Here is a 25,497-nt window from a genome sequence, read left to right on the forward strand (position 1 = left end):
GGTTTGAGAAATGAAACTTCTATATTGCTTCATCTTATTCCCGCTATGCTGCCTGGCCGAAAGCACTTCAGGCAACAACATTCAAAAGCTATATGTGTTTGAGGATAGTCCATTGCGGATGATAACCATGAGGTTTGAGAATGATTCAACTGTTACGATCTCGAATAGAGAGAATGAGAATAATGGCTGGAAACACATTCTTTTCTTTTCCGACACATATCGTTATAACTGGATTAGCCATAGGAAAATAGGCCTGTACTTGTCAACAACCAACCGTGATGATTATACAGTGAGGAAGAAACCCATTCTGCCTGCAAGAATGAATACATCCCAAAAAGTGAATTACAGTTGTCAGATTTTTCCTCTTTTATCCGACGGTGTCATAACCTTCTCAGAAGACTATTCGTTGTTATCCGCAGCCAATTTTATTCTTAGAAGCACCGACAGCCTGAAATGGATGTCCAAAACAAATTTAGTGAGCCCTCTGTTGTACGCAAGGTTGGGAATTGGTAAGTTCAAGAAATATCTATACAAGTTCGGTGACCGAAAAGAACGAAACCTGACGTTTCACTTTGTAGACAGTAAAACAGTAGAGATAGAAAACCGTGACTTAAGCGGTAAAGGCCTTAGTTTCATCGACCGGTATGAAGTCAAGCCCTATAAAAAGAAGTTGTGCCGATATAAAATCGTTAAACTTCTGTCAACCACACGTAGCGACAGGAGAAAAGCCTCCTGCCTGCCACCTATGAGCAGCGGAGAAATGTCATGCAGCAGCAATGTTTTACCAATTTTAGAAGGGAAGTGTATTTATTTCAATATAAGCTATCTCCTATTGCAAATAGGGCAATTCTCCTTCAATTATGTGGGCGACACAGTGCCATTGGGGTAGAGCAATCAACGCCCTATCCAAAAGAAATATCCTTTTGAAAAATGCTGGACTGGGTGTAGCAGAAATTCACCGAGTGAAATCGCCTGGGCTGCGGCAATGGGAATGCGGTACAAGACAATATAAGCGGAGTTGTCACGTTATAATGATGTCATGGAGCGACAATCTTCAAGCACCAATAAGGTTGCAACTTGATAAGTGTCGCCTATGGGTAAGGATTGGTGACACATCGTAAGTTTACCCACCCTAATATTTCGAAAAGTAAACCAAAAGGCAAAGAGAAGGAAATAATCGAAATGAAACGTTAATTTATCGATAAAAATCGCCGATTGGTATAAAAAATTTGGCGGGCAAAAAAATTCTTCGTTTCTTTGCAATGTTCAAAACACTAATAGGGTTTATAATAGGGATATTAAGGGGTTTAGACTTTTGAAAAGTAATGAAAAATATTCTTAGTAGTGATTTTAATGTACAATTGGCAACAATTGTAAAGAAATAGCAGGAGCAGTGATGCCCCTGTTATTTTTTCTGCCGCTACAATCAAAAAAAATGCCCAGCGAGGCCGGTGCGGCCTTGTGAGTTAAAAAAGATTTATCTACTTTTGCAATTATTAATGTTTGTTTAACCCCCCACTATTTTTACCACAACATGAACAAAACCTACAAAATGTGCTGTGCAGCAGCAATCTTACTACTCAACACCCTTACCCTGGCCGCAGGCAATGTTTCGATCAAGTTTGCCCAAAATGTGTCGCACGCCTCGACCGAGGCCTACCTGGTCGACGCCGCCAGTGCGCAAGAAGAGAAGCTCACCCCGGCCAGCGACGGCTACACCTACACGGTTCCGTCGGGCAGCAACGTCAAGCTCAAGGTGACCCCCGACAAGGGCTATGTCGTGTATGTGTGGCAGAAGGGCGCCAGCGAGAGCAACCTGTCCGAAATCAGAGAGTCCTACTCCTCGACCGAGCAAACCCTGAAAAGCGTGGGCTCCGACCTGGTTGTGACGGCCGACGTGTGCAAGCTGGTGCCAGCCACCTTTGTCGTGCCCAAGGAAGGCACGCTCGGAGCCGAAGTCAACGTTGAGGAGCAAGGCGACTTCGGCCGCCTGATCGCCCCCGAGGCCGACGGCATCACCTACATGCTGCCCGAGGGCCGCGGCGCCTACTTCGATCCCCGCCCGGCCGACGGCTACAACATCCTGGTGTGGAAATTTGAGGACAACTCCATCTTCCCTTCCCACCCCGACCAGTTCTACAAAAACAATGTGCCCAGCGGCTTCTATCTGACTGTGGCGTTTTACAAAGACGGCGAGACCCGCACCGTGACCTACAGGCAGCCGCACACGGCCCAGCTCACTTGCTACAACCGCAGCGAGTATGACAGCCCGGTCATTGCCTCGGGCGCAACGGTCACGCCTGGCGACCAGATTCTCTTTGAAGTCGCTCCGCCCGACAATCCCTCGGGCAAGGTGATCGTGCACCACTGGCTGGTCAACGGCAAGCCCTATACCGATGCAAGCGGCGAGTACTTCACCGACAACTCGCTCACGCTCATGGCTATCGACAATCTCGACGTCGAGGTCGTGCCCGAGGCCGAGTATACCGGCGTGACGGCCGTCGAGCTGCAAGGGCTCACCGCTGTTGCCAGCGCCAGCGACGGCACCATCGTTGTCACGGCCGGCAGCGGCACGGCTGCACTCTACAGCCTGCAAGGTGCATGCCTGGGCCAGAAAACGATAGCAGGCGGGCAAGCCGTGTTCCACGTCGACGGCGCAAGCAAGGGCTCGGTCTACATTGTGGTCGTCAACGGCCAGGCTGTGAAAGTCATGTTCCAGTAAAACGCGTCACACTGCCTGTAGAATGAACACATCGATACCCCGGTGCTGCCTGCTCATGCTGGCAGCACTATTGCCTGTGCTCGCTGCCGCCCAAGGCTACTACGACGCCAGCAAGAAACCCGATGGCGACGGCACCGCCCGCTCGCCCTACCAGATTGCAACCCTCCACAACCTGCTGTGGATAGCCCAGCAGGTGAACGGGGGCATCGACCTGGCCGACACCTATCTCGTGCAGACGCAAGACATCGACTGCAGCCCCACCCGGCAATGGGACGGCGGGCACGGCTGGGCGGCCATAGGCGGCATGCAAACCGTGAACGGCATGGTCAAGAAAATGGCTTTCAGGGGGCACTACGACGGCCAGGGACACGCCATCAATCAGCTCTACGTCAACCGCCCCACCGATTTCCAGGGGCTGTTTGGCTACGTCTACGGCGGCTCGGTGCGCGGCCTGCGCCTCAACGGCGCTCACATCGAGTGCACCGAAAACCTGGGAGTGCTCACAGGATACGCCTTTGAAGAGGAAGTCACCGACTGCCACGTTGCCCAGTCGATGGTGAAGGGCAGCGGCATCTATCTGGGCGGCCTCATGGGCTACCAGAGCTATGGCACCACACGCGACTGCACCGTCGACGCTGCCATCTCGGGCTACGACTACCTGGGAGGCATCGTCAGCTGGTGTGTGGAGGGCACCGTGAGCCGCTGTCATGCCACAGGAAAAATAGCCAGCATCACCAAGACCGAGACCGACGGCACGCAACAGGTGGGCCGCCTGGCCGGAGGCCTTGTGGGCTACCTGAGCAACGCTCACGTCGACTCCTGCAGCAGCAGCGTCGAGGTCGTGGGCGGCAACCAGATGGGCGGCCTCGTGGGCGTGGCCGTGAAGTCGGTGATCGCACACAGCTATGCAGCCGGCAACCGCGTGAAGGGCATTACCTATGTGGGCGGCCTCGTGGGCAAAAACGAGGAGACGGCTGTGAACGACTGCTTTGCCCGCTCAACGGTCGAGGGAGAGTCGAGCGTGGGCGGCCTCATCGGCTCGCTCGACTACAGCGGCAGCGACGTGGCACGCTGCTACGCGGCCGGCCAGGTCACCGCCACCAATGCTGCCATAGCCGGCGGGCTGGTGGGCAACAAGTCGTACACGGCCACCGTGAAGAGCTGCTACTACGACAAGGAGATATCGCAACAGGCCGAGGGCGTGGGCGGCTTCGCCCACAACGACTGCCAGTGCGAGGCCAAGACCACCGCGCAGATGAAAGTGCAAGACACCTACGCAGCAGCCCACTGGGATTTCGCCCGCGTGTGGGCGATCGACGCTGCCGTCAACGAGGGCTATCCCCACCTTGTGGGCGTGGGCCCAACCGTGCAACGGCATGGCGACATCGACGGCGACGGCATGGTCAACGTGAGCGACGTCACGGTGCTCATCAACTGCGTGCTGGGCTCGGCCAGCTACAGCCTCAACGTGAGCGACATCGACGGCGACGGCACGGTCAACGTGAGCGACGTCACGGCGCTCATCAATCTTGTTTTGAACCCATAGCTACAGCAGCAGCAGCGGTTCACACGAGCCTGTTGCTGTTGGGCAGCACATAGCTGGCACCGGCCTCGAGCACCTCGCTCACCTTGTTGATTTCCAAGAAGGTGGTGTGGGTGCTCTGCAGGCCGCTGCTCAAGTAGGCCACCATCTCGTCGGGGCTAAGCACCCCCTTGTTGAGCAACAGTTGCAGGGCCGAGAAGTAATAGTCCTGGCCGTTGATCTTGCCAGGCAGATACACGGCATCGACGCCATAGGACAAAGCCAGACGACGCATCGTCTTCTCGCTGTGGCATATAGCCAGCACTGGCACCTTGCCGCGATAGGAGGCCAGGTAGCGTGCCGTGCGGCCCGAGTAGGAATCGGTGATGATGGCCTTCACGGGCAGCAGGGCCGTCGCCTTCACGGCCTGCTTGGCCAGGAAGGCTGTCACGTCGGGCTCGTCGGCCACGTGCATGATGATGTCGAGGTCGGGTGTCTTGTCGGCCTCGGCGCGACGGGCCACGCGTGCCATGGTCGCGACAGCCTCGACGGGATACTTGCCATAGGCAGTCTCGCCCGAGAGCATCACGGCATCGGTATTGGAGTAGATGGCATTGGCAATGTCGGTCACCTCGGCCCGGGTGGGACGCGGGTGCTCGATCATGGTGTGCAGCATCTGGGTGGCCACAATCACGGGCTTGCGCGCATGCACGCACTTGCGTATGATGGCACGCTGAATGCCAGGTATGTTTTCCTGCGGCACCTCGATGCCCAGGTCGCCGCGTGCCACCATCACACCGTCGGCAGCCTCGATGATTTCATCTATTTTGTCAACACCCTCCTGGTTCTCGATTTTGGCAATGATCTGGATGTCGGAATGACGCTCGTCGAGTATCTTGCGTATGTCGAGAATGTCCTGGCGGTTGCGCACAAAGGAGTGGGCGATAAAGTCAAGGTTGTTGTCGATGGCAAACTGGATGTTGCGCTTGTCCTTCTCGGTGAGCGAGGGCAGGTTGATGCGCACGCCGGGCACGTTCACGCTCTTGCGGTGGCCCAGCACCGACTCGTTGAGCACCTCGCAAGTGAGGTAGTCGCCGCCCTTCTCCACCACCTTCATCTCAATCTCGCCGTCGTCGATGAGCACATCGGCGCCCAGCTTGAGGTCGCGCACAAAGTTGGGGTAGCTCACAGCAATCTGCTCGCGGGTGGTGAGCAACTCGGGCTTGCCCACAATGCGCACCCTGTCGCCCGCGTGAAAGGTGATGGTGTCGGCGCCGCCGTCGATGGTGGTGGTGCGCACCTCGGGGCCCTTGGTGTCGATGAGCAGGGCGATGCTGTTGCTCACGCGTCGCACGTTGGCGATGAGCTTGGTCATGCCCTCCTGGGTGCCGTGGGCGGTATTCATGCGCACCACGTTCATGCCAGCCTCAAAGAGCGACCTGATGAAGTCTTCTTCACATCTCAAGTCGGAGATTGAAGCCACAATTTTAGTTTGCTTGGTTGTCATATATTCAGGATTGAGTTGTGTCATTGCGATAAAAATTTTGCGATTGATTCTATATAGTGCCTTGTCACAAATGGCAAAAAGTGATGACAGCGAGCCGCAACAGGCCAGTGCTCACTTTCCCCTTGAGTGTGCAAAGTTACAACTTCTTTTTCATTCTTATGCTACAAGCAGCGCTCAAAAAAAGGCCCCGCCGGTAAACGGCAGGGCCCTATGCGATAGTTATGTGCCATCGGCGCGGGGCAAGCCCGGCGCACGATCACTTCTTGAGCTCCACACCCAGGCGCTGGGCCACCTTGATGAAGGCAGCGATGCACTTGTCGAGCTGGTCGCGCTCGTGGCCGGCGCTGAGCTGCACGCGTATGCGTGCCTCGCCCTTGGGCACCACAGGATAGCTGAAGCCAGTGACATAGATGCCTTCCTTCTGCATCTCGGCGGCAAAGTCCTGAGCGAGCTTGGCGTCGTAGAGCATCACGGCGCATATGGCACTCTGCGTGGGCTTGATGTCGAAGCCGGCTGCCATCATCTTGTCGCGGAAGTAGTTCACGTTGTCGACCAGCTTGTCGTGCAAGGCGTTGCTCTCCTTGAGCATCTTGAACATCTCGAGGCTGGCACCCACGATGCCGGGAGCCACGCTGTTGCTGAACAGGTAGGGGCGAGAGCGCTGGCGCAGCATGTCGATGATCTCCTTGCGGCCGGTGGTGAAACCGCCCATGGCACCGCCGAAGGCCTTGCCCAGCGTGCCGGTGAAGATGTCGATCTTGCCGTAGAGGCCAAATTGCTCGGCCACGCCGTGGCCAGTGGGACCCACAACGCCTGCCGAGTGCGACTCGTCGACCATCACGAGGGCGTCATATTTCTCGGCCAGGGCGCATATCTTGTCGAGAGGAGCCACATTGCCGTCCATCGAGAAGACGCCGTCGGTGGCAATGATGCGGAAGCGCTGCTCCTGAGCCTGCTTGAGGCACTCCTCGAGCTCGGCCATGTCGGCATTGGCATAGCGGTAGCGCTTGGCCTTGCACAGGCGCACGCCGTCGATGATCGAGGCGTGGTTGAGGGCGTCGCTGATGATGGCGTCGTGGTCGTCGAGCAGCGCGCCGAAGAGGCCGCCGTTGGCATCGAAGCACGAGCCGTAGAGGATGGCGTCGTCGGTCTTGAAGTAGTCGGCTATGGCAGCCTCAAGCTCCTTGTGAATGTCCTGCGTGCCACAGATGAAGCGCACGCTCGACATGCCGTAGCCGCGCTCTTTCATCATCTTGACCGCAGCATCGATGAGCCGAGTGTTGTCGCTCAGGCCCAGGTAGTTGTTGGCACAGAAGTTGAGCACATCGGTCGCTGGCTTCACCTTGATGGCGGCAGCCTGCGGGGTTGTGATCAAGCGTTCTTCTTTGTACAGACCGGCAGCCTTGGTGTCGGCGAGTTCCTGTTGCAAGTGTTGTTGAATTTTTCCGTACATGATAGCTGTTTTATTTATGTTGGTTTTGTCAATGCGTTTTTTCTATATATAATTGATGCGATACACAAAGTTACAAAAAAACTCGAAATGCAGCTCATAAATGCCACCTAAATTTATCGCATCCAGCAACAGCCGGGGGGCGCTCAGACTGCAAGCATGTAGAGCAGATAAATCCAGTGAGCCACCAGGGCTGCCCCCAGGCCGCCTATGGTGTGGGAGATGATGGCCTTGGAGGTGAGCTCGCGGTAGCCCAGCGAGTCGAGCATGGCCGTGTGGGTGCTCAGGAAGCCGCTCCAACACATGCCTATGGCCGTGAACACGGCGATGGCGTTGCCGTCGATCCAGCCGTGGGCCTGGAAGTTGGGCACCAGGCTCAAGGCGGCGCCCACAGCGCCCAGCGCCGTGATGGGGAAGGCAATCTGGTGCGGGTCGCTGAAGCCAAACACGGCGTCGAAGAAGCCCGCAAACACATTGGCCACGTCGGGCAGCAGCTCGATGCCCTCGTAGGCCGCACCGGTGTAGGCCCCCGAGGTGCTGGGCCCGAAGGTGAGTATCATGACCAGCGACGAGATGATGAGCACGCCGGGGATGATCGACAGGCCCACTTCCACACCCATCTTGCCGCCGTCGAGCAGCGAGTTGAGCGTGCGCAGGAAGGTCGACTTGCGCTCCAGGGGCGTCTGTTCCGACCCGTCGTCGGCACTCGTGGGCTCGAAGTCGACCGCCACCTCGTCGCGGTACTGCGGGTAGGCCTTGAGCACGAAGTGCTGCATGCACCGCGTCGAGATGATGCAGCCTGCAAAGGCACCCACAAAGCCTATGAAGGGCTCCACATAGTAGCCGGCACCTATCATAAACACGATCACGATGAGGCCCATGCCAAAGGCGGTGCCGAAGTTGGTGAGCGAGATGAACTGGAACTTCTTGAAGTGGGAGGCAAAGCGCTTGTCCTTTGACAAGGTGATGATGGCCGGGTTGTCGCTCAGGAAGGTGAGCACGGCACCCAGCGAGGCCATGCCCGGCAGGTTGAACAGCGGCTTCATGAGCGGCCTGAGCATCTTCTCAAACAGGTCGACGACACGAAACTCGACAAAGAGCTTGCCTATGGCACCCGTGATCACACAGATGCTCATCAGGTAGAAACACGTGTTGAGCAGCAGGTCGTGGGCCGTGTGCATCACGGTGTTGAGCATGTTGGCAGCGCCCATGCGCCACCCTATGAACGAGAACAGTGCGCCCACTATCAAGAGGCACATGCATCCACTGGCATTCTTGAGGCCTTTCAGTTTCATCAGTGATTAGCGATATTTTTTGTTTAAAGCATTGCAGCGCCGGCACTTTCTCTTGCCTGGGCAAGGGTCGGACCGCGCCGTGGGTTCAAAATAGTTGTCTTGTCGCCGCCGGGGAGCACTCCCCCCCATGCGACTTCGGGCTCAAATTTACATATTTCCCAAACAATACAAAAATAATTGTGGCAAAATGTTGGGCCACCCGCCCGCAACATTGCCCCGGCAGGGGTGTACCTGCTGCAAAATGCAAGCCCTCGCAGCAAAATAACCGAAAAAAAACGAGCCGAAAAACGCAAATTCTCGACAAAGTAGTGTAACTTTGCATCACAGTGCCATTGCGGGCAGCCCCGGCTCTTGCGCTCGAGGCCTGGCTGCACGGCTACAAAATGATGAAACAAATTATCTTTAAAACGACAATATGAAAAACGTGTTGATTATCGGGTCAACTGGCCAAATCGGGTCGGAGTTGACCATGAAACTGAGAGGAATTTACGGTGGCGGCCACATTGTAGCAGGCTATATCCCAGGGGCTGAGCCCAAGGGAGAGCTCGCCGAGAGCGGCCCGAGCGAGATTGTAGACATCACCAACGCGCAGCAGATTGCCCAGGCCGTGCGCAAGTACCACATCGACACGATCTACAACCTGGCTGCACTGCTCAGCGCCGTGGCCGAGAACAAGCCGCAACTGGCTTGGAAGATAGGCATAGGCGGATTGATGAACGTGCTTGAGGTGGCGCGCGAGCAGCACTGCGCCGTATTCACCCCCAGCTCGATAGGCTCGTTTGGCCCCAACACGCCCAAAGACGGCACGCCGCAAGACACCCTGCAGCAGCCCAAGACCATGTATGGCGTGACCAAGGTCACCGGCGAGCTGCTGAGCAACTACTACGCCCTCAAGTTTGGCGTCGACACCCGCTCGGTGCGCTTCCCGGGGCTCATCTCCTATGTGACGCCTCCCGGCGGCGGCACCACCGACTATGCCGTCGACATCTACTACTATGCCGTGCAGGGCAAGAAATTCACCTGCCCCATCAAGGCCGGCACCTTCATGGACATGATGTACATGCCCGACGCCTTGCGAGGCGCCATCGAGATCATGGAGGCCGACCCCGCCAAGCTCAAGCACCGCAACTCGTTCAACATCGCCTCGATGAGCTTTGACCCCGAAATTATCTACAACAAGATCAAGGAGTACATACCTGGCTTTGAGATGGTATACGACGTCGACCCCCTGCGCCAGGGCATCGCCGAGTCGTGGCCCAACCGCCTCGACGACACCTGCGCCCGCATGGAGTGGGGCTGGAAACCCGAGTATGACCTCGACGCCATGACACGCGACATGATCGAGAAGCTGCGCGTCAAGTTCGGCATCAAGCAATAGCAAAACTGCTTTTCCCCCAAAAAAGGCTACACGGCGGGGGCTGCACGCGGCAAGCATGCAGCCCCCGCCGCCGTTTCTCGCTGCCGCAAGGGCGCAAGCCAAATCGGGTGCCCCAAAAGTGATGCAATGTGGGAATAAATCTTTAACTTTGCACATCAAGCAAAGTTGAAAGTAACATGATTGAAGCTAAAAACATCATCAAGCGATATGGCAACCTCGAGGTGCTCAAGGGCGTTGACGTGACCATAGGCGACGGCATGATCGTGTCGATCGTGGGGCCCAGCGGCGCCGGCAAGACCACCCTGCTCCAAATCATAGGCACCCTCGACAAGCCCGACAGCGGCACCGTGACCTACGACGGCGTCGACGTGCTGCGGCTCAAGGACAAGCGCCTGGCCCAGTTCCGAAACAAGAACATAGGCTTCGTGTTTCAGTTCCACCAGCTGCTGCCCGAGTTCACCATGCTCGAGAATGTGGCCATACCGGCCCTCATAGGCGGCTGCAAGCAGAGCCAGGCCTTCAAGCGGGCCGCCGAGCTGCTCGACTACATGGGGCTGAGCGACCGGCTCGAGCACAAGCCCGCCGAGCTCTCGGGCGGCGAGCGGCAACGCGTGGCCGTGGCACGCGCCCTGGTCAACAAGCCTGCCGTGATACTGGCCGACGAGCCCTCGGGCAGCCTCGACACGGCCAACAAGCAGGAGCTGCACAAGCTCTTCTTCACCCTGCGCGACGAGATGAAACAGACCTTTGTGATCGTGACCCACGACGAGAGCCTGGCCGGCAACAGCGACCGCATCCTGCACATGCGCGACGGCATGATCGTGGAACCCGACAGCGTGATATGACCACGAGATGACTGCCTTCTTCACATCACACGCGAGCCGCCTGCTGGCCCTGCTGCTGGCCGTGGCCGCACTATCGGCGTGCCACGGCAGCGACGACGACGACACTCGCATCGTCGAGTGGCGCTACGACTTTGTGACCTACATGGGCTACTCGGGCAGCACAGCCACCTTCGAGTACCTGGGCCGTGGCGACTCGGCCGCCATCGTGCTGCGGGCCTCGGGGCTCGACAAGCCCGGGCACTTGGCCACGGGGCAGCGCGTGCTGCTCTACTACACCGTGACGGGCACACCCAGCCCCGGCGTGCGCGATGTGCAGGCCCGCTACTACACCAGCGGCAACGTGGCCAGCGACTCGCTCAGGGTCAACACCAAGCCCGTAGAGCAATATGCCATGCACCCCATCAAGCTGCGCAGCCTGTGGCGCACGGGGGGCTACATCAACCTGCGCGGCCAGGTCGAGTACACCGGCCACCCCCGCCAGCTCTACCTCATGGCCGACGGCGCCACCCTCGACAGCGACACCGTCGACGTCTATCTCGTGCACGACCTCATGCAGGGCCAGGACAGCACCCGCTTCTGGCGCAACTGCTACGGCTCCTTCTATGTGGGCGAGGCCTGGTACAAGCCCTCGTGCCGCGTCATGAGAGTGCACGTGCGCGACGTGGTGCGCCCCCAGGCCACCTGCTACGACTTTGCCAAGTGAGCGACGGCCCCCACGCGTGTGGCACGCCGCCAAATATTAGGCCCCCAGGCTTGACATGTACTCCAGTTTTTGCTACTTTTGTGTAGCAAAACCGCGCCTGCCGTGGCACGCATTTTGCAACCACACTTTTTTTATATTTTTGACAACAACAACATCAACATTACAAGAAAATGGCTAACAACGACAACCAACAGCAAATCCAAATCGAAGTGCCTGCCGATGAAATGCAAGGCAAATATGCCAACCTGGCAATGATCACCCACGGGCCAAACGACTTCTTTATCGACATGATACTCATGGCCCCCAACATGCCCAAGGCACGCGTGCAGAGCCGCATCATCATGACCCCCGAAAACGCCAAGCAGCTGCTCAACGCCCTGGCACAGAACGTGCAGAAGTATGAGCAGACCTTCGGCGAGATTCAGCCCCGCATGCCCCGCAACGTCAAGCCAGGCGCCGGCGACATCATCGACTTCCCCCTGCCCAAGGGCCAGGCCTGAAACAGCGGCACAACTGCATCACAACACAGCAACACTTCTTTTTAAAGCAGAGAACGACAATGGAAAACAAATTGTTTATCTACAACACCCTCACCCGCAGCAAGGAGCTCTTCAAGCCCATCGACCCGCCCCACGTGGGCATGTACGTGTGCGGCCCCACGGTGTACGGCGACCCGCACCTGGGCCACGCCCGGCCGGCCATCACCTTCGACGTGCTCTTCCGCTACCTCAAGTACCTGGGCTACAAGGTGCGCTACGTGCGCAACATCACCGATGTGGGCCATCTTGAGCACGATGCCGACGAGGGCGACGACAAGATCGAGAAAAAGGCACGGCTCGAGCAGCTCGAGCCCATGGAGATAGCCCAGTACTACACCAACCGCTACCACGCCGCCATGCAGGCGCTCAACGTGCTGCCCCCCAGCATCGAGCCCCACGCCACAGGCCACATCATCGAGCAAGAGCAGCTCGTGAAGGAAATCATGCACAACGGCTACGCCTATGAGAGCAACGGCAGCGTCTACTTCGACATCGAGAAGTACAACCACGACCACCACTACGGCGTGCTCTCGCACCGCAACCTCGACAACGTCATCAACGAGAGCCGACAGCTCGACGGTGTGGGCGAGAAGCACAACCAAGCCGACTTCGCCCTGTGGAAGAAAGCCTCGCCCGAGCACATCATGCGCTGGCCCTCGCCCTGGAGCGACGGCTTCCCGGGCTGGCACTGCGAGTGCACCGCCATGGGACGCAAGTACCTGGGCAACCACTTCGACATCCACGGCGGCGGCATGGACCTGGTGTTTCCCCACCACGAGTGCGAGATCGCACAGGCCGTGGCCAGCCAGGGCGACCAGATGGTGCACTACTGGATGCACAACAACATGATCACCATCAACGGCCAGAAGATGGGCAAGTCGCTGGGCAACTTCATCACCCTCGAGCAGTTCTTCACCGGCAAGCACGAGAGCCTCGACCAGGCCTACAGCCCCATGACCATACGCTTCTTCATTCTCCAGGCCCACTACCGCGGCACCGTCGACTTCTCCAACGAGGCCCTCAAGGCCGCCCAAAAGGCCTATGAGCGCATCATCGACGGCTGGCACCGCCTGTGCGAGCTCAAGCCCGCCAGCAAGACCACTGTGCGGCTCGACAACTACCGCCAGCGCTGCGCCGAGGCCATGAACGACGACCTGCAGACGCAAAACGTGATCGCCACCCTCTTCGACGCCTGCAAGGCCATCAACCAAGTCAATGACGGCCTCGCCACCATCGACCAGGCCGACCTCGACGAGCTCAAGAGCGTGTTCAACGACTACCTGTTCACCGTGCTCGGCGTGCGCGACGACGCCGCTGGCGCCGGCGGCGTCGACCTGGAACCCTACAAGAAAGCCGTCGACCTGCTGCTCGAGGTGCGCAAGCAGGCCAAGGCCGCCAAGGACTGGGCCACCAGCGACCTGATACGCAACAAGATGAACGAAGCCGGCTTCGACGTGAAAGACACCAAAGACGGCTTTGAGTGGAAAGTGAAACAATAGCCCACACCGCCCCCGTGGCCCCGCCGCAAGAGCGGCCAGGCCACGGAGCAAAAAAAATTTTGGGCCAAACACTTGCACAATTATAAAAACATCGTTAATTTTGCACCGCTATTGAGACGATGAGTTTCATGGCGATAGGATTGTCCTATAGTGTAATGGTAACACAACGGTTTTTGGTGCCGCATTTCCTGGTTCGAGTCCGGGTAGGACAACCAAATGTGTGAAAGGGCCTCCTACATTGCGAGAAGGCCCTTTTTATTGAAGCCCAGATGGCGGAATCGGTAGACGCGCTGGTCTCAAACACCAGTGGAGCAATCCGTGCCGGTTCGACCCCGGCTCTGGGTACAAAGATAGGCTGTTAATCGGTTGATTTTCAGCCTATTTTTATTTTTCAATAAGCAACCAATAAGCAAAAACCAACACAATACCTCATTTTTGCCCTCAAAATTGCCTCATTTGTGGCGGTCGCTGGGTTCAACATCGGCGGCGGTGGATTGTGCCAGCGGTTGAAGGTGGCGGCTCATCGCCTCGGCGAGGGTTGAGGTGTTGAGGTCGGGGCGGCTGGCGGTGCTGGGGTGCTGCTTTCCACCTGTGGCGAGGTGTGACGGCGAGGCACAAAAGAAACAGGGCAAAACCTCATCGGCTCGCCCTGTCGCTCATCGGCGAGGGTGGGTGTTTACAATATAAGCACAATCCTAACCGCTGCACTCGCTTACAGGTGTCGGGGTGGGTGGCTTTGGTGAGGCGGTCTAACTCGCTCTCAATTTCCTCGGCGGTGGCGGTGTCATAAGATAGCCAGCCCCTCAACTCATCATCTTCAATATAACCACGCTGCAAAGCCTGTAACAGCATTATTTTTTTCTCTCTATTAAGTTCAATCCTCATCGGCTAAATTGTTTGAAATCTCATTTATAACGCTGGTTAATTGCTCATCGGTGAGGGAGGTTATATCAATGCTTTGTGCCTGTTGTTTTGGGATTATATATTGCATTAACTTTTCAAGTATTATTAGCCTGTCTTTGGGTTCTAACGCTTTCAAATCCCTCACCATTTGGCGGCGGTTCTTATCAATCACCTCGCCAATAAACGCCCTCACGCTCTTTGTTACTTTGTTAGGCACGCCCTTTGGTCTGCCGTTTGGGTTGTTGGTCTTACCTTTCATCTTTGTAAATCTTTGTTGTTTTCAAACATCGGCTTTCTCGCTCAACCCCAAATCTTTTAACGCCTGTCTGTAGGCTTTATCGTTGAGGCTGGTTTTTGATAGGTCAAAAATCGGCTCGGTGTGCTGGGCTTTTAATACCTCTCTCACATCGGTAGCCCCCACCTCTACCGCCTCAACCCTTTCAAGCAACCAAATAGCGGCTTTCAATCGGGTACCCTCGCCGCCGTTGTTCATTAACTCTCTCACGGTGTCAACCGCCTCGGCGTGCAATCCTAACAGGGCGTTTCTCACATCGGCTTTAAAGTCGCTGCATTGCTTATTGTAGAAACATTGAAACGGCAACAGGTCTTGCCACTTATACAGCGTGCCTCGGTTAATATTCAACCGCTGGGCTACCGCCGTGTAACTCTCACCGCTCGCCAGCAATATACAGGCTTGCTCTTGCTGGGGCGTTAATCCTGTCGCTGGCGATATTGTTGTATTTTGTTCACTTTTGTTGCCCTCGGTCGGGGCGGTCTTTCTCTCTCTCATCGTTGTTGGTGTTGCTGGTTTAACATCGGTCTAAAATTACCGATTTAGTAATTTGTGACAACTTAATATAGAGGCAATTTGAAAAACAGGGCGGCGGTGTCAGCGGTAAAACCTCACCGCCTCGGCTACCTTTTTGTTAAGTTCATCAATCGCCTCACTTTTGACGGTCAAACCCTCTCGCTCTTGGCACGCCGCCTTAACCGCTTGCCTCAAATCGTGTGCCTGTTTTGCCGTCAACTCGCCTCGCTTTTGTGCCTCGGCGATTTGGGCTATAAATTCCACCTCGCCGCCAGCACGCTCAACCAAAGACAAAACCCCAAACCTGTATAACTGTTGCTTGCTTTTCATCGCTTGGAAATTTAATTGAATTTCATTGATTTTTCTTATTGCTTTGTAGGTATCTCGCCAGCGTTTGACCACGGCAATATAAAATGCCTCATCAAACAGGGTTGCCCCTGTGACGGCTGGCACGCCTAAAACACTCGCCAGCCTGTGGGTATATCGTTGCTCATACCTCAAAACGTTTCTACCTCGGTAGAGGTCGGGCGGTTGCTCGCCCCTCGCTCTTTGCTCTCGGTTTTTATCATAGAAACAAAGTTTCTCATCTCGGCGGTGATAATACAAACCGCTGGGCTGCAACAATCGCTTTGCCCACGCCAGCACGCCCAAATGATTTATATAAACCTCGGTGGGGTGCTGGGTGATAATATTGCACCCCACATCGAGGCGAGTAACGGCGGCGAGGTTCATAGGTAGGTGTAACTCATCGCTCAACCGCTCAACCGCTCTTTGCACATCGGCTCGCCCCATTGACTTGAAGTTATCGCCCAAAAACCATTTGCAAAGTGAACCGTCTTTAACTCTCACTTGCCAGCGGTTAACGGTCACTTTCAAGCCAGCGAGGTTGCCTGTGACAACCAAATCGCCGCCGTTGTATTGGTGGGTCGCTACATCGGTGAGGTAACAGGGTGTTTCCTCAATGAAACTCACCCCCTCAACATCGGCGGCGGTTAACTTGAAATTAACGGTGTCAAACATCGGCTAAATTACTAAATCGGTAATTTGTGACAACTTAATATAGTGTCAGTTTGTTTTGAAGTGGGTTTGATACAATCGCCCCCACCTTTGTTGTTACTCGCTGGGTTCTTGGTGCTGGGTGCCGATGGCGGCGGCTGGGTGGTGCTGGGTTGCTCGCTCTCTCAAAAGGTTCATTTCCTCATAAAGTTCACCGTCACACAAAAGGTTATACAGCGGCACTCGGTCTTTACTCTTGCCTCTCGCTATAAAAACCTCCAACATTGCCCCCTGTTGAGGCTTGCCGTTAACCACATCAAAGCCCTCAAATACAATCAAAATAGCGTCACTTGTGCCTCTCACATCACCATAGGCGAGATTAACCGCTGGGTCGGGTACAAATATACTGCTTAAATTGTTGCTTTTCATTGTGAGGCTCTTATCGGCTTTCCTGTGTACATCGCCGCCAAAGGTTTTAGGCACATCACCAAAATATACAACCAAATCTCCCACGGCGGTAGCGTCAAAACGCTCGCTTGCTTTTCTCGGCTTGGTGGCTCGGTTTTGTTCAAACATCGGGTAACTCTCGGTGCTGGCGGTGCAATCAAGCCTCATTTTGGCTTTGCTCGCCACTTTCTCAAAGCGGTAGTAATCGGTAAGTAACATCACGCTGCACCCCCTCTCTCGCTGCAATAGGCGGCGGCTTGGTTGGTTAACTCGGTGTCGCTGGCAACTCGGTTGGATTGTAACCACGCCTCAACCTCACGGCGATTGAAATAACAAATCTTGCCTGTGGGTTTGTAGTGGGGTATCTCACGCCTCATTGTCAGTTTGTAAAGGTAACTTTTGGAAATCCCCATATATCGGGCGGTTTCCTCGCTGGTCAATACCTCTTTGGTGGCAAAGATTGTTCTTGCTGTTACCAAATCGGTAATTTGGTTCAAATCCTCTTGGCTCATCACGTTTCAAGCGTTAAGGGTCGGGGCTTTCCTGTGGTCGGTGTGAGGCGGCACAATCTTTGCCCTGTGGTTTCACGCTGGGGCGGCTCACACTCTTGCTCCTTTGTGAAATCATCGGCAAAGGTAGAGGGTATTAGAAACAAAGCACCCCCACAACAGCCCATTATCGGGGTTGTGGGGGTAATATCTTGGTGGCGGTGTCGGGGCTGGTGTTAATCCTTAAATATCGCCTCAACCTTTTCAATTCCTATCGGGTCTTGACCTGTTTTCTTAATGTCGTTTAGGCTGGTTGTTAAATTCTTGGCTTTAACGTTAAATAATGCCTCAAAGGGTTTCCAACTCAACCGCTTTTGCCCCTCGCTACTGTAACCCTTTCCCAAATCTAAATTAACGCTCATTTCACGGCAAAAACACGCTAACAGGGATTGACTTGCCAGCCACTTATATTGCTCGCTCATCAAGCCAGCGACAACCGCTCTTGCAAAATATTCCCTCGCTTGCTCGGTATCTAACTCGCTGGGCAACTCTCGCCCTGTGGCTGGTTCTTGGCTCGCTGGCGGCTGGTTGCCTTGTGGCTGGTCGGCGGTCGCTGGCTCATCATCGGCGAGGCGATGCACGCCAAAAAAGGTATTTTGCACTAATCGCCCCACCTCGGTACTATACAGGTAATCGGTTAGCGGTTTCAGTCGCTCTCTATCGCCCTTGCCCCACGGCTTAAAGGTGAAACTAATTAGTTTCTCACTCAACCGCTCTTGCAACCATTCATAAAGCAAAACAGCGTCTTGGTAGCCTGTATCGCTCTCGGTGAGGGTGCAACACTCTAACATCTTGCAAAGCCCCTGTAACAACAGGATTTGAAACAACAGCCCCCAAATTGGCACATCATCAAGCCCCCTCAACCGCTCAATGATTTTGAATTTTACTTTGTGAGGCTCGGCGGTGTTGCTCTTAATATCATCGCCCATTGATTTGAGCAAAGCAAACAGCAATCGGGTTAGTTCTTTGTTTAGTAGTCTGGGCGTTATCCCATAGTTTTTAAGGTCGCTATAAAACGGCTGGTTACTGCATTGCACATTGTAAGCCTCTACACACATAAACTCATCTAACCCCTCATCATCATCGCTCGGCTCGGTTTCATTTGCCCATAGCCCCACGCCCTTAACCGCTTGGCGGTCTAACTCGCTGGTTATTGCTTGGTGCAATTCCTGTGGGGCGATAATACTGAAATTCATAAACCGCCAGCCCTCGCCCTGTTGAAGTCGGGGCGGCTCATCGGTCGGGGTGGCTTGGCTGGTTAACTCGGCGAGGTAGCTTTGCTGCAACCGCTTGCCCTCTAAAACAATCTCACAATATCGGGTAAAATCCTTACACAATGCCTCATTGCCAGCAAAGCCAGCGTTATTTATCGCCTCGGCAATCTTGGCGGTGTCGGGGCTGGCTGGTAATTCCTCGGTGCCATCCCAAAACGCCGTTTTATATATTACTCGCTGTCGCTCATCGGCGGCAAACAGGGCGGCAAATACTTGCTCAAACTCGGCTCTATATAGCCCCTCTTGCTCGGTGCAAAGCCTCTCAAATTTCTCGCTGTCGCTCATAATTGTAAACCGTTTAGTTTCAGTTTCAAGTCAATAATCTCGCTCGCCTGTGATATTACTTTGTCGGTTAACTCGCCTATTTGGGCGGTTTGCTGGGCTATAACATCAAGCAATTTTTGTATTACCACATCACTGTTAATGCTAATATTACCAAAACTTTTGCACCCCTCACCATAGCAATAAATTTGAATATTGTTGCTACCGCTTACATTTTGAAAATTGTTGCCCCCTATGTCGGTCGGGGTAATATTAAGGTTTCCAGCGGCGAGGTTGCCCCCTCGCTCATCGTCGGCGAGGGTGGCGGCTGGCTGGTTGAGGCTCGCCAGCGGCTGGCGGCTCTTTGTGGCTGGTAATTTGCTCATCGCTCTCAATCAATATTTAACGCTGGTAGGCTGGCAATCGCCTGTTGTTTTAGGCTGTCAACCGCTCTTGTATATTTCTCGGTGTGTTTCAAACCGCTGTGTCCTAACAGGCTCGCCACGGTCTTAATATTAGCCCCATTGTTCAAGATATTCACGGCAAAACTATGTCTTGCACAATGCCAACTAATATGCTTGGAAATTCCAGCACGTTTAACCCACCTTTTAAGGGCTTTTAGGCACATTTCATAACTCGGTAAGGGAAATATCACCTCGCCCCTGTTATCGGGCTGTGACGGCTCGCCAATTAGTTTTAGGTGGGTTTCATCAAGCGGTATCACAACACCGCTGTTAACGCTGTGTCCTTTGGTCTTGTTTTGCTCAAACTTTAACAGGCGGTTGGCAAAATCCACGTTTGTAAATGTAAGGTCTTTCACATCACAAAATCTCAACCCTGTATAGAGGCAAAACAGGAAAGCACGCCTAATATTGGGGTTCTCATTATCATAGTGGGTTGAGGCTAATTGTGCAATCTCATCAAGCGACAAAATTTCTTTCCTTAATTGGTTATCGTCAACCTTAATGCTTATCGTTTTGCCGTCAACATCGGTAAACGGCTCGGTATAGTTAAACTTATACTTAACCCCACAACTTTTATAGACTTTCTTAAAGCGTGCAAATATGCCTCTCGCCCCCTCACCTATACTCCTACTTTGTAGGTACTCGGTAAAGGTCAACATCATTTCACGGCTTATTTGCTGGGGCGTGATATGCTTTTGAAATTTCTTGTACTCGGCGGTATCTCTCAAAAAATCTTGAAAGCGGTGCAAAGCAATTTCAATCATTCTAATATCTTTCTTGGTGTAACTCTCAATGTAGGATTGAAAGTAAGCAATAAAATCAATGTCTTTGGGCTTTGCCAGCCTGTAACCCTCATTGCTCTCTAACAACTCTTGCCCACGCTCATAACGTATCTTTTTGGCGAGGGCTAACGTTTCTTTGTTTTGCTGTCGCTCAATCGGGGTTCTTGGTGCTTGCCACAGGTAAAGCCCCAAACGCTCGGTTTGGCGGTTCACTTTCTTGTAAGTGTTACCGCTCTTGCTCACCGCCTCGGTATAGCCTAAATAAAACTCCAAATATAGGCTCTCTCTACCGTCACTCAATACCTGTGCAAATAGTTTGGGGTTATCGCCACTTGCACCCTCAATTAGATAGGTATTGTTAGCCCTGTAATTCTTTTTGGTTGCCATTGTCTTTGTTGCTTTTTATTTCCTTTACTTTGCAAAGGTAAATTTTATTTTCACTCAATAAGCAACCAATAAGCAAATTTTGTCAAAATAAGGTCTTTTTTTTGAAATCAAGTGAAAATGTAGGCAACTTAATAGGCTGATTTTCTTTGTTGTTAGTTTCTCTTGGTTATTGTTTTTTGCTGGGTACATTATCGGCTCTGGGTACAATATAAATCCCGTAAGTCCTTTTACATAAAAAGCTTACGGGATTTTTCATTTCCTCTTGGGAAACATTTGAGAAACATTTCGGGAAGAAGTCTGCCAAAAAGTGATAAGGATAAGACCCAGGCAGAGTCTTATTGAATAGCGTCGGATAAGAATGATTATTTCACCAACATCTTATAGCTTCTGCGCGCTGATTATTGCGAGAAAGACGTATGTTGTTAAGCCCAATCTAAGAATGCCCAAGATGTAGCATGCAAGATGATTGGGTATATTCTGACATGTAAAGAAAGCCATCTTTATTCTTTGACAAGTCACTCTTTAGCACTATCTTTGACGTACAAATCTGTGTCAAAACACATAAATATATTCCAAAGCGATGCTATTTGAACGAAAACATTATCTGAACCTGCTGCAGAATGCCGATGGAAACGGTATACACACATAAATAGGTATGCCCCACAGACCGACCAGCACTTAGACTGACTATCTGTGGGGCTTGATTGTTCTTACGGTTGCTTGTCGGGAGCCAGAGTGTACTTGATCTCTCCGCTTTCCCACTTCTTCCACGAATTGGGATTTTTCTCCTTCATGTAGTGGCCCCAGTTTACGAACTTCTGATAGTCTTTCTTTTGCTGCTCCACTTCCTTCACTTTGTCGCCGAGCTGAGCATTGCGGAACCAGAAGAGAACAGTGAAGCATGTGCCGAAAGCAATGGAGAATACAAGCGAGAGAATGTAATAGATGCGCTGCTTGTAGAACTTTTCGAGCAGTGCCTCATGTTTCTGCGACAGGTTTGCCTCCACTTTCTCAGGGATGCTCTTCAGAAGTTCGTTCTTGAAGGCGGTGAAGTCGTTGATGGCGGTCAGAAGAATATCGGTATTCTCCTGGATATTTGCCTTCATCGCCTCACGCCCCTCATGGTCTGAGAAGTCGCGCGGCGTGCCGTCCTCACGGAGGTAGGCCGAGCAGATCTCCGGCTCTGGGTACAAAGATAGGCTGTTGATCGCTTGATTTTCAGCCTATTTTTATTTTTTCAACAAGCAACCTACAAGCAAAAACCGGCTCAGTGCGAAACAAATGGAGGCAATGCGTCGGTCGATGACACACCGACTTCTCTGTGTATTGCCCTTCTGCCTCCAATGTGATTCCCATTGCCTCCAAGTACAAAGGGCAGGGATCGACATGAGCGCATCGGGGGAAAAAAGCAAGTCAATCCATATTAAGGACTTACCGCGGGGGCTCGCCGCTTGGGAAACATGTGCTAAACCTCTCGGGTGAAAAAAACAGAAGCCCGAAGCGCTGGGCTGTCGCAGCTGGCGCTTCGGGCTAAAAACACTGATATGATAAAAAAACTACTTCACAACTTTACGTCCGTCAACAATGTAGATGCCGTGCGGCAGCTCCTGGAGGCTGCCCTGCATCACGCGGCCGGTGATGTCGTAGACGATACCTGCCTTGGGCGCTGCAACGCTCACGCCGGTCACGCCGGTCACGATGTCGCTGGGCAGCACGATGTTGAGTGCCGTGGCTGCTGTGGTGCCGTCGAGCATCTGGGCCCAGGCTTCGAATGGCTGCACCTCGGCGCCCGGCGAGGGCACAAACTGGCACAGGTCGCTGCGCAACACGTAGGGGGCTGCGGGCGAGGCCGTGTTGAAGGTGCCGCGCAACAGGTAGCTCTGGCCGCTGGTGATGGCCTTGGTCTCGGCGGTGACGCGGGCCTGCGTAGCCTCGAAGGTGACCATGCCTTGTGCCGGTGCCACACCACGGGCCAGGGCCACCAGATAGGGCCTGCAGCTGTGCATCTGGGCAGCATAGTCAAAGATGAGCTCGCTGCTGGCTGCATCCTCCCCGACCAGCTCGAGCACCAGCACCTGCTGTGAGCGGCCGGCGGGGGCGTGGCGCCAGTTGATCTCGTTGCCCTGGGCCAACACGCGCTGCGGGGCAAAGGGCAGCACCATCGTGCTCCAGTTGTAGTGCTCGCCTGCGGGCTCAAGACTGCGGGTGAATGTGGCCTGCTGCGCGGTGAAATCGACCGGCGTGAAGAAGGGGTGGCCGGCGGTGAGAGACAGCGACGGGGCCACCGTGCCCAGCACCACGTTTTTGCCTTGCAGGCCGGCGGGCACCGTGTCGGCAGCGCCGAGCAAGTACACCACGTTGGGGTTGGCGCTGGCCGTGACGTTGTCGAAGCTCAGGCCCTCAAGGCTCACTGCGGCGGCATCGGCAGGGATGGTGATCGAGGCCGCAGCCTGCTGGCTGTGGCGCACGCCGCTTGCCGTCCAGGTCACGAGGCCGCGCTGCAGGTCGTAGTACTTGCTCTCGCCCGGCTTCACCAGGTTGGTGAGGTGGCTGGCCTCGCTGTCGTCGGGCTCGTCGTTGCGGGCATACACGTTGAGCGAGTAGGTGCTGCCATAGGCCAGGTTGTCGAAGGTGAATTGCAAGTCCTTGCTCTCGCCTGGCTTGAGATTGAGCGACGCTTGCTCATAGGTGACCATGCTGCCACGGGTGTTGCCGGCGCTGTCGGTCTTGACGATGAAGAGCGGGGCCAGCACATAGCGGTTGTAGTCGCCTGCGGCCTTGTTGGTGACCGTGACCTTGAAGGTCACCTGGTTGTCCCACACGATGCCGTGCTCGCCGGCCTGTGCAGGCTGCTGTGCGCCCAGGGCCGAGATGGCGACCTCAAGATTCATGGCCGCCTCCGACTTGGCCTCGACGGTCATCGAGCCCGTGGCGCCAGTCACGGCATGCATTCCGTCTTGGTCGGTGGTCACCACGATCGACTTGGTGCCGGCGCTGGTGGGGGTGAAGTTGAAGCTCACCGTCTTCTGCTCGCCGGCAGGCACCTCGGCAGTGATACAGCTCGTGTAGGGGGTGAAGGTGGGATCGAGTGCCTCGCCGTCGACCCACAGGTAGAGGTTGCCATAGTAGCGGTCGGCACTGTTGTTGGCCAGCGTCACATCGACGCGTGCCGAGAGACCCACCTTCTCGCCGCCTTTCACCACTACAGCCTTGCCCTCGAGGTTGGTCACCGGGTGGCAAGTGAGCGTGGCCGTGTAATTGGTGAGCTTGGCCTCGATATAGTAGCGGTCGCTCTCCAGCATGGGCAGCCACTGGGTGCTGTCTTTCTCCTGGCACACGGGCACGAGGCGGTAGTCGCCCACCAGGCCCTTGCCGAACTTCTTGCTACTGCTTGCGCTCAGGTCGCGGCCAAACTGCACCCTGTCGCCCAAGGCGCTGGAAGTGACCTGGCCATAGACAGGAGTGGTCATGATGAGCTCCACCATGTTGCCCTCCATGTCGTAGAGGGCAAGACCCTCTTTGAATTTCTTCTTGCTGCCCTGGTGATCGCTGAAGTTCACGTTGATGTAGTGGCTCTTGTAGATCGAGAAGCCCGCGCTCTTGCTGTCGCGCTCCCAGGTGGCAGTAGTCGAGTTGTAGTTGATGCTGATGCCCGTGGCCGAGAGCAGGCTGCGCGGCTGCGGCACGACTGTGGTGTCGGGGGGCGCCACCGTGGTGTCGCCCGTCTGGCTCAGGTCGGGCTTGATGCCCACGATGGCGTTCTGCTTCATGTTGTAGCCCTCGCCCACGCCGGCGCCGCCTATGCCGCTGGCATTGGGATTGAGCACCGAGAGCTGGAAGTAGCCGTTGCCCATGCCACCCCAACCCCAGTTGATGTGGAAGAAGTCGCCCATCTCAAAGCCGTCGCACACAAAGGAGTGACCGCCGCCCGAGCCCGCCGTGCCGTTGTACACCACGGGGCGTCCCGACTCGAGCTCGCCGTAGATGAGGTTGTCCCAGTCGGTCTGGCTGTAGTCGTTGCGGTAGGCGATGTGCAGCGAGGTGCTGTCGTAGCCGAAGTAGCGCGTGAAGGCAACGGGGATATCATCGGTATAGGCACCGCTCGAGTTGCGCCCATACTGCATCTTCACGGCATAGCCGGCATATTGCATGAGCTGGGCCACAGCGTGGATGCTGGCCTCGTCCTCGGCTCCGGTGTAGCTGTTGCGCATGTGGTCCCAGTCGAAGCTCGCCACGGGCAGCTCCTCGGTGGTGGCGGTGCCATAGTCGTAGCCGCCGTTGCTGTAGGTGAACGTGTAGGAGGGTATGACGCGCGTCGTCGTCTTGGGCCACTTGTGGTAGTTCATCACCTGGGCTATGCTGGTGGCCACACACCCGGTGTAGGCCAGCTCGCTCGAGCCGTCACTGTTCATAAACTGGGGGCACAGGTTCCAGTAGGGCGTTGCCTGGTCCCACTTGCTGGCGATGAGGGGGGCAATGCTGTGGCGTGTGGCCACTGGCACCCTGGCGGCAGCGCTCATGCTGCGGCGCGCCGTGGCGTCGTCCATCATGCTCAGCGCCTGCAGCTGGTGCTCATAGTCGGCGAGCAGGGCTTGCATCGCAGGCGACAGGCGGCCAGGGTCGATAGTGCCTTGCGGGCTATAGGCCAGCACGGGTGCAGTGCGGTCGTCGCCCGACACGATGGCCCAGCCTTGCTCACCGCCAGGGGCGTTGAAGATATAGTAGCTGGCGTTGTCGGCACCCGAGCGGTTCAGGCTGGTGCCTCGCTTCACCATTTTGGGTTTAGATGTGGCGACTTGCTGCCACTTCATGAATCTCATCGCCTCTTGCAGTGCGCTCTGTTGCGACACGGGACTGGCCATCATCGCAATAGAGAAGACGATCGACAGGATGAAAAAGAATCGTTTGCGCATAGTAAAAAGTAAGTAAAGGATATTTAGTGGTTTTGGTTTAGTATGTGTGCATGTTTCGAGTCACATCGCAACAGGGGAGGAAAAACGCGCTGCAAGCATGCAGGTCATGTATCGTCGCGTGCTTTTCAAGCCCCCACGGTGCATTGCCGGTTACAAATTTAAACAAAAACAGCCAATATCGGCGCCCTTTTTTAATCCATTTCCGTCAATTTTCCGCATGTGTATAAGATTTTTCCTGCAACGCTGCACCAGGC

At 54.9% G+C, this 25,497-nt stretch carries 22 protein-coding genes and 2 tRNA genes; 10 read left to right on the forward strand and 14 right to left on the reverse strand.

Annotated elements, in window-relative coordinates; all coding sequences use genetic code 11:
• Window positions 1-10: 10 nt before the first annotated feature.
• The 3 genes from GF423_RS05825 to GF423_RS05835 all read left to right on the forward strand — a co-directional run bounded on the left by GF423_RS05825 (window position 11) and on the right by GF423_RS05835 (window position 4,268).
• Entirely contained in the window at window positions 11-889 is an 879-nt protein-coding gene (locus tag GF423_RS05825; RefSeq protein ID WP_154327468.1) for a hypothetical protein, read from the forward strand.
• 645 nt (window positions 890-1,534) lie between these two features.
• Window positions 1,535-2,722, forward strand: coding sequence for a hypothetical protein (locus GF423_RS05830; RefSeq protein ID WP_154327469.1), 1,188 nt, complete (start codon window positions 1,535-1,537; stop codon window positions 2,720-2,722).
• A gap of 22 nt (window positions 2,723-2,744) precedes the next feature.
• Entirely contained in the window at window positions 2,745-4,268 is a 1,524-nt protein-coding gene (locus tag GF423_RS05835) for a GLUG motif-containing protein (RefSeq protein ID WP_154327470.1), read from the forward strand.
• A gap of 19 nt (window positions 4,269-4,287) precedes the next feature.
• Here the strand turns inward: GF423_RS05835 and pyk are convergent, their stop codons facing one another.
• The 3 genes from pyk to GF423_RS05850 form a co-directional block, all read right to left on the reverse strand.
• Window positions 4,288-5,751 carry a pyruvate kinase gene (pyk, locus tag GF423_RS05840; protein WP_154327471.1) on the reverse strand — a complete coding sequence of 488 codons (1,464 nt, stop codon included), beginning with the start codon at window positions 5,749-5,751 and terminating at the stop codon, window positions 4,288-4,290.
• Window positions 5,752-6,007: 256 nt separating this feature from the next.
• Complete coding sequence (gene kbl, locus GF423_RS05845) at window positions 6,008-7,204, reverse strand: glycine C-acetyltransferase (RefSeq protein WP_154327472.1); 1,197 nt, start codon at window positions 7,202-7,204, stop codon at window positions 6,008-6,010.
• Between the two features lie 143 nt (window positions 7,205-7,347).
• Window positions 7,348-8,496 carry a CD0519/CD1768 family membrane protein gene (locus tag GF423_RS05850; RefSeq protein ID WP_154327473.1) on the reverse strand — a complete coding sequence of 383 codons (1,149 nt, stop codon included), beginning with the start codon at window positions 8,494-8,496 and terminating at the stop codon, window positions 7,348-7,350.
• Between the two features lie 415 nt (window positions 8,497-8,911).
• Between GF423_RS05850 and GF423_RS05855 the strand changes: the two genes are divergently transcribed.
• From GF423_RS05855 to GF423_RS05885, 7 genes are all read left to right on the forward strand, one after another.
• The gene (locus GF423_RS05855) at window positions 8,912-9,874 is read left to right on the forward strand and encodes an NAD-dependent epimerase/dehydratase family protein (RefSeq protein ID WP_154327474.1); all 963 of its coding nucleotides are present in this window, start codon (window positions 8,912-8,914) and stop codon (window positions 9,872-9,874) included.
• 176 nt (window positions 9,875-10,050) lie between these two features.
• Complete coding sequence (locus GF423_RS05860; protein ID WP_154327475.1) at window positions 10,051-10,719, forward strand: ABC transporter ATP-binding protein; 669 nt, start codon at window positions 10,051-10,053, stop codon at window positions 10,717-10,719.
• A gap of 7 nt (window positions 10,720-10,726) precedes the next feature.
• Window positions 10,727-11,422, forward strand: coding sequence for a NigD1/NigD2 family lipoprotein (locus GF423_RS05865; protein WP_154327476.1), 696 nt, complete (start codon window positions 10,727-10,729; stop codon window positions 11,420-11,422).
• Between the two features lie 170 nt (window positions 11,423-11,592).
• Entirely contained in the window at window positions 11,593-11,922 is a 330-nt protein-coding gene (locus tag GF423_RS05870) for a DUF3467 domain-containing protein (RefSeq protein WP_154327477.1), read from the forward strand.
• A gap of 59 nt (window positions 11,923-11,981) precedes the next feature.
• Window positions 11,982-13,460: a cysteine--tRNA ligase gene (cysS, locus tag GF423_RS05875; RefSeq protein WP_154327478.1), complete on the forward strand. Its 1,479-nt coding sequence runs from the start codon at window positions 11,982-11,984 to the stop codon at window positions 13,458-13,460.
• A 141-nt stretch (window positions 13,461-13,601) separates the two neighbouring features.
• A tRNA-Gln gene (locus tag GF423_RS05880) sits at window positions 13,602-13,675 on the forward strand.
• Between the two features lie 48 nt (window positions 13,676-13,723).
• Window positions 13,724-13,805, forward strand: a tRNA-Leu gene (locus GF423_RS05885).
• Between the two features lie 107 nt (window positions 13,806-13,912).
• Here the strand turns inward: GF423_RS05885 and GF423_RS05890 are convergent.
• The 11 genes from GF423_RS05890 to GF423_RS05940 form a co-directional block, all read right to left on the reverse strand.
• A complete protein-coding gene (locus GF423_RS05890) occupies window positions 13,913-14,092 on the reverse strand; it encodes a hypothetical protein (protein ID WP_154327479.1) in 180 nt (59 codons plus the stop codon).
• Window positions 14,093-14,334: 242 nt separating this feature from the next.
• Entirely contained in the window at window positions 14,335-14,622 is a 288-nt protein-coding gene (locus GF423_RS05895; protein WP_154327480.1) for a hypothetical protein, read from the reverse strand.
• Window positions 14,623-14,643: 21 nt separating this feature from the next.
• Window positions 14,644-15,153, reverse strand: coding sequence for a helix-turn-helix domain-containing protein (locus GF423_RS05900; protein ID WP_154327481.1), 510 nt, complete (start codon window positions 15,151-15,153; stop codon window positions 14,644-14,646).
• A gap of 99 nt (window positions 15,154-15,252) precedes the next feature.
• Window positions 15,253-16,191 carry a phage/plasmid replication domain-containing protein gene (locus tag GF423_RS05905; protein WP_154327482.1) on the reverse strand — a complete coding sequence of 313 codons (939 nt, stop codon included), beginning with the start codon at window positions 16,189-16,191 and terminating at the stop codon, window positions 15,253-15,255.
• A gap of 93 nt (window positions 16,192-16,284) precedes the next feature.
• The gene (locus GF423_RS05910) at window positions 16,285-16,833 is read right to left on the reverse strand and encodes a hypothetical protein (protein ID WP_154327483.1); all 549 of its coding nucleotides are present in this window, start codon (window positions 16,831-16,833) and stop codon (window positions 16,285-16,287) included.
• The gene (locus GF423_RS05915) at window positions 16,833-17,126 is read right to left on the reverse strand and encodes a helix-turn-helix domain-containing protein (protein ID WP_154327484.1); all 294 of its coding nucleotides are present in this window, start codon (window positions 17,124-17,126) and stop codon (window positions 16,833-16,835) included. The genes GF423_RS05910 and GF423_RS05915 overlap by 1 nt, the downstream gene beginning before the upstream one ends.
• Window positions 17,127-17,338: 212 nt before the next feature.
• Window positions 17,339-18,721: a hypothetical protein gene (locus tag GF423_RS05920; protein WP_154327485.1), complete on the reverse strand. Its 1,383-nt coding sequence runs from the start codon at window positions 18,719-18,721 to the stop codon at window positions 17,339-17,341.
• Window positions 18,718-19,083, reverse strand: coding sequence for a hypothetical protein (locus tag GF423_RS05925; RefSeq protein ID WP_154327486.1), 366 nt, complete (start codon window positions 19,081-19,083; stop codon window positions 18,718-18,720). The genes GF423_RS05920 and GF423_RS05925 overlap by 4 nt, the downstream gene beginning before the upstream one ends.
• Before the next feature lie 5 nt (window positions 19,084-19,088).
• Entirely contained in the window at window positions 19,089-20,330 is a 1,242-nt protein-coding gene (locus GF423_RS05930; RefSeq protein WP_154327487.1) for a site-specific integrase, read from the reverse strand.
• Between the two features lie 710 nt (window positions 20,331-21,040).
• On the reverse strand, window positions 21,041-21,436 hold the full coding sequence (locus tag GF423_RS05935) for a hypothetical protein (RefSeq protein ID WP_154327488.1): 396 nt from the start codon (window positions 21,434-21,436) through the stop codon (window positions 21,041-21,043).
• A 450-nt stretch (window positions 21,437-21,886) separates the two neighbouring features.
• Window positions 21,887-25,243 (reverse strand): C10 family peptidase, encoded by a 3,357-nt coding sequence (locus GF423_RS05940; protein WP_154327489.1) that lies wholly within the window; start codon window positions 25,241-25,243, stop codon window positions 21,887-21,889.
• Window positions 25,244-25,497: the final 254 nt, after the last annotated feature.

The organism is Sodaliphilus pleomorphus (assembly GCF_009676955.1).
Taxonomy (GTDB): domain Bacteria; phylum Bacteroidota; class Bacteroidia; order Bacteroidales; family Muribaculaceae; genus Sodaliphilus; species Sodaliphilus pleomorphus.

Coding starts and splice junctions, on each gene's coding strand:
- GF423_RS05825 (WP_154327468.1), top strand. CDS start 11: ATGAAACTTCTATATTGCTTCATCTTATTCCCGCTATGCTGCCTGGCC.
- GF423_RS05830 (WP_154327469.1), top strand. CDS start 1,535: ATGAACAAAACCTACAAAATGTGCTGTGCAGCAGCAATCTTACTACTC.
- GF423_RS05835 (WP_154327470.1), top strand. CDS start 2,745: ATGAACACATCGATACCCCGGTGCTGCCTGCTCATGCTGGCAGCACTA.
- pyk (WP_154327471.1), bottom strand. CDS start 5,751: ATGACAACCAAGCAAACTAAAATTGTGGCTTCAATCTCCGACTTGAGA.
- kbl (WP_154327472.1), bottom strand. CDS start 7,204: ATGTACGGAAAAATTCAACAACACTTGCAACAGGAACTCGCCGACACC.
- GF423_RS05850 (WP_154327473.1), bottom strand. CDS start 8,496: ATGAAACTGAAAGGCCTCAAGAATGCCAGTGGATGCATGTGCCTCTTG.
- GF423_RS05855 (WP_154327474.1), top strand. CDS start 8,912: ATGAAAAACGTGTTGATTATCGGGTCAACTGGCCAAATCGGGTCGGAG.
- GF423_RS05860 (WP_154327475.1), top strand. CDS start 10,051: ATGATTGAAGCTAAAAACATCATCAAGCGATATGGCAACCTCGAGGTG.
- GF423_RS05865 (WP_154327476.1), top strand. CDS start 10,727: ATGACTGCCTTCTTCACATCACACGCGAGCCGCCTGCTGGCCCTGCTG.
- GF423_RS05870 (WP_154327477.1), top strand. CDS start 11,593: ATGGCTAACAACGACAACCAACAGCAAATCCAAATCGAAGTGCCTGCC.
- cysS (WP_154327478.1), top strand. CDS start 11,982: ATGGAAAACAAATTGTTTATCTACAACACCCTCACCCGCAGCAAGGAG.
- GF423_RS05895 (WP_154327480.1), bottom strand. CDS start 14,622: ATGAAAGGTAAGACCAACAACCCAAACGGCAGACCAAAGGGCGTGCCT.
- GF423_RS05900 (WP_154327481.1), bottom strand. CDS start 15,153: ATGAGAGAGAGAAAGACCGCCCCGACCGAGGGCAACAAAAGTGAACAA.
- GF423_RS05905 (WP_154327482.1), bottom strand. CDS start 16,191: ATGTTTGACACCGTTAATTTCAAGTTAACCGCCGCCGATGTTGAGGGG.
- GF423_RS05910 (WP_154327483.1), bottom strand. CDS start 16,833: ATGTTACTTACCGATTACTACCGCTTTGAGAAAGTGGCGAGCAAAGCC.
- GF423_RS05915 (WP_154327484.1), bottom strand. CDS start 17,126: ATGAGCCAAGAGGATTTGAACCAAATTACCGATTTGGTAACAGCAAGA.
- GF423_RS05920 (WP_154327485.1), bottom strand. CDS start 18,721: ATGAGCGACAGCGAGAAATTTGAGAGGCTTTGCACCGAGCAAGAGGGG.
- GF423_RS05925 (WP_154327486.1), bottom strand. CDS start 19,083: ATGAGCAAATTACCAGCCACAAAGAGCCGCCAGCCGCTGGCGAGCCTC.
- GF423_RS05930 (WP_154327487.1), bottom strand. CDS start 20,330: ATGGCAACCAAAAAGAATTACAGGGCTAACAATACCTATCTAATTGAG.
- GF423_RS05935 (WP_154327488.1), bottom strand. CDS start 21,436: ATGAAGGCAAATATCCAGGAGAATACCGATATTCTTCTGACCGCCATC.
- GF423_RS05940 (WP_154327489.1), bottom strand. CDS start 25,243: ATGCGCAAACGATTCTTTTTCATCCTGTCGATCGTCTTCTCTATTGCG.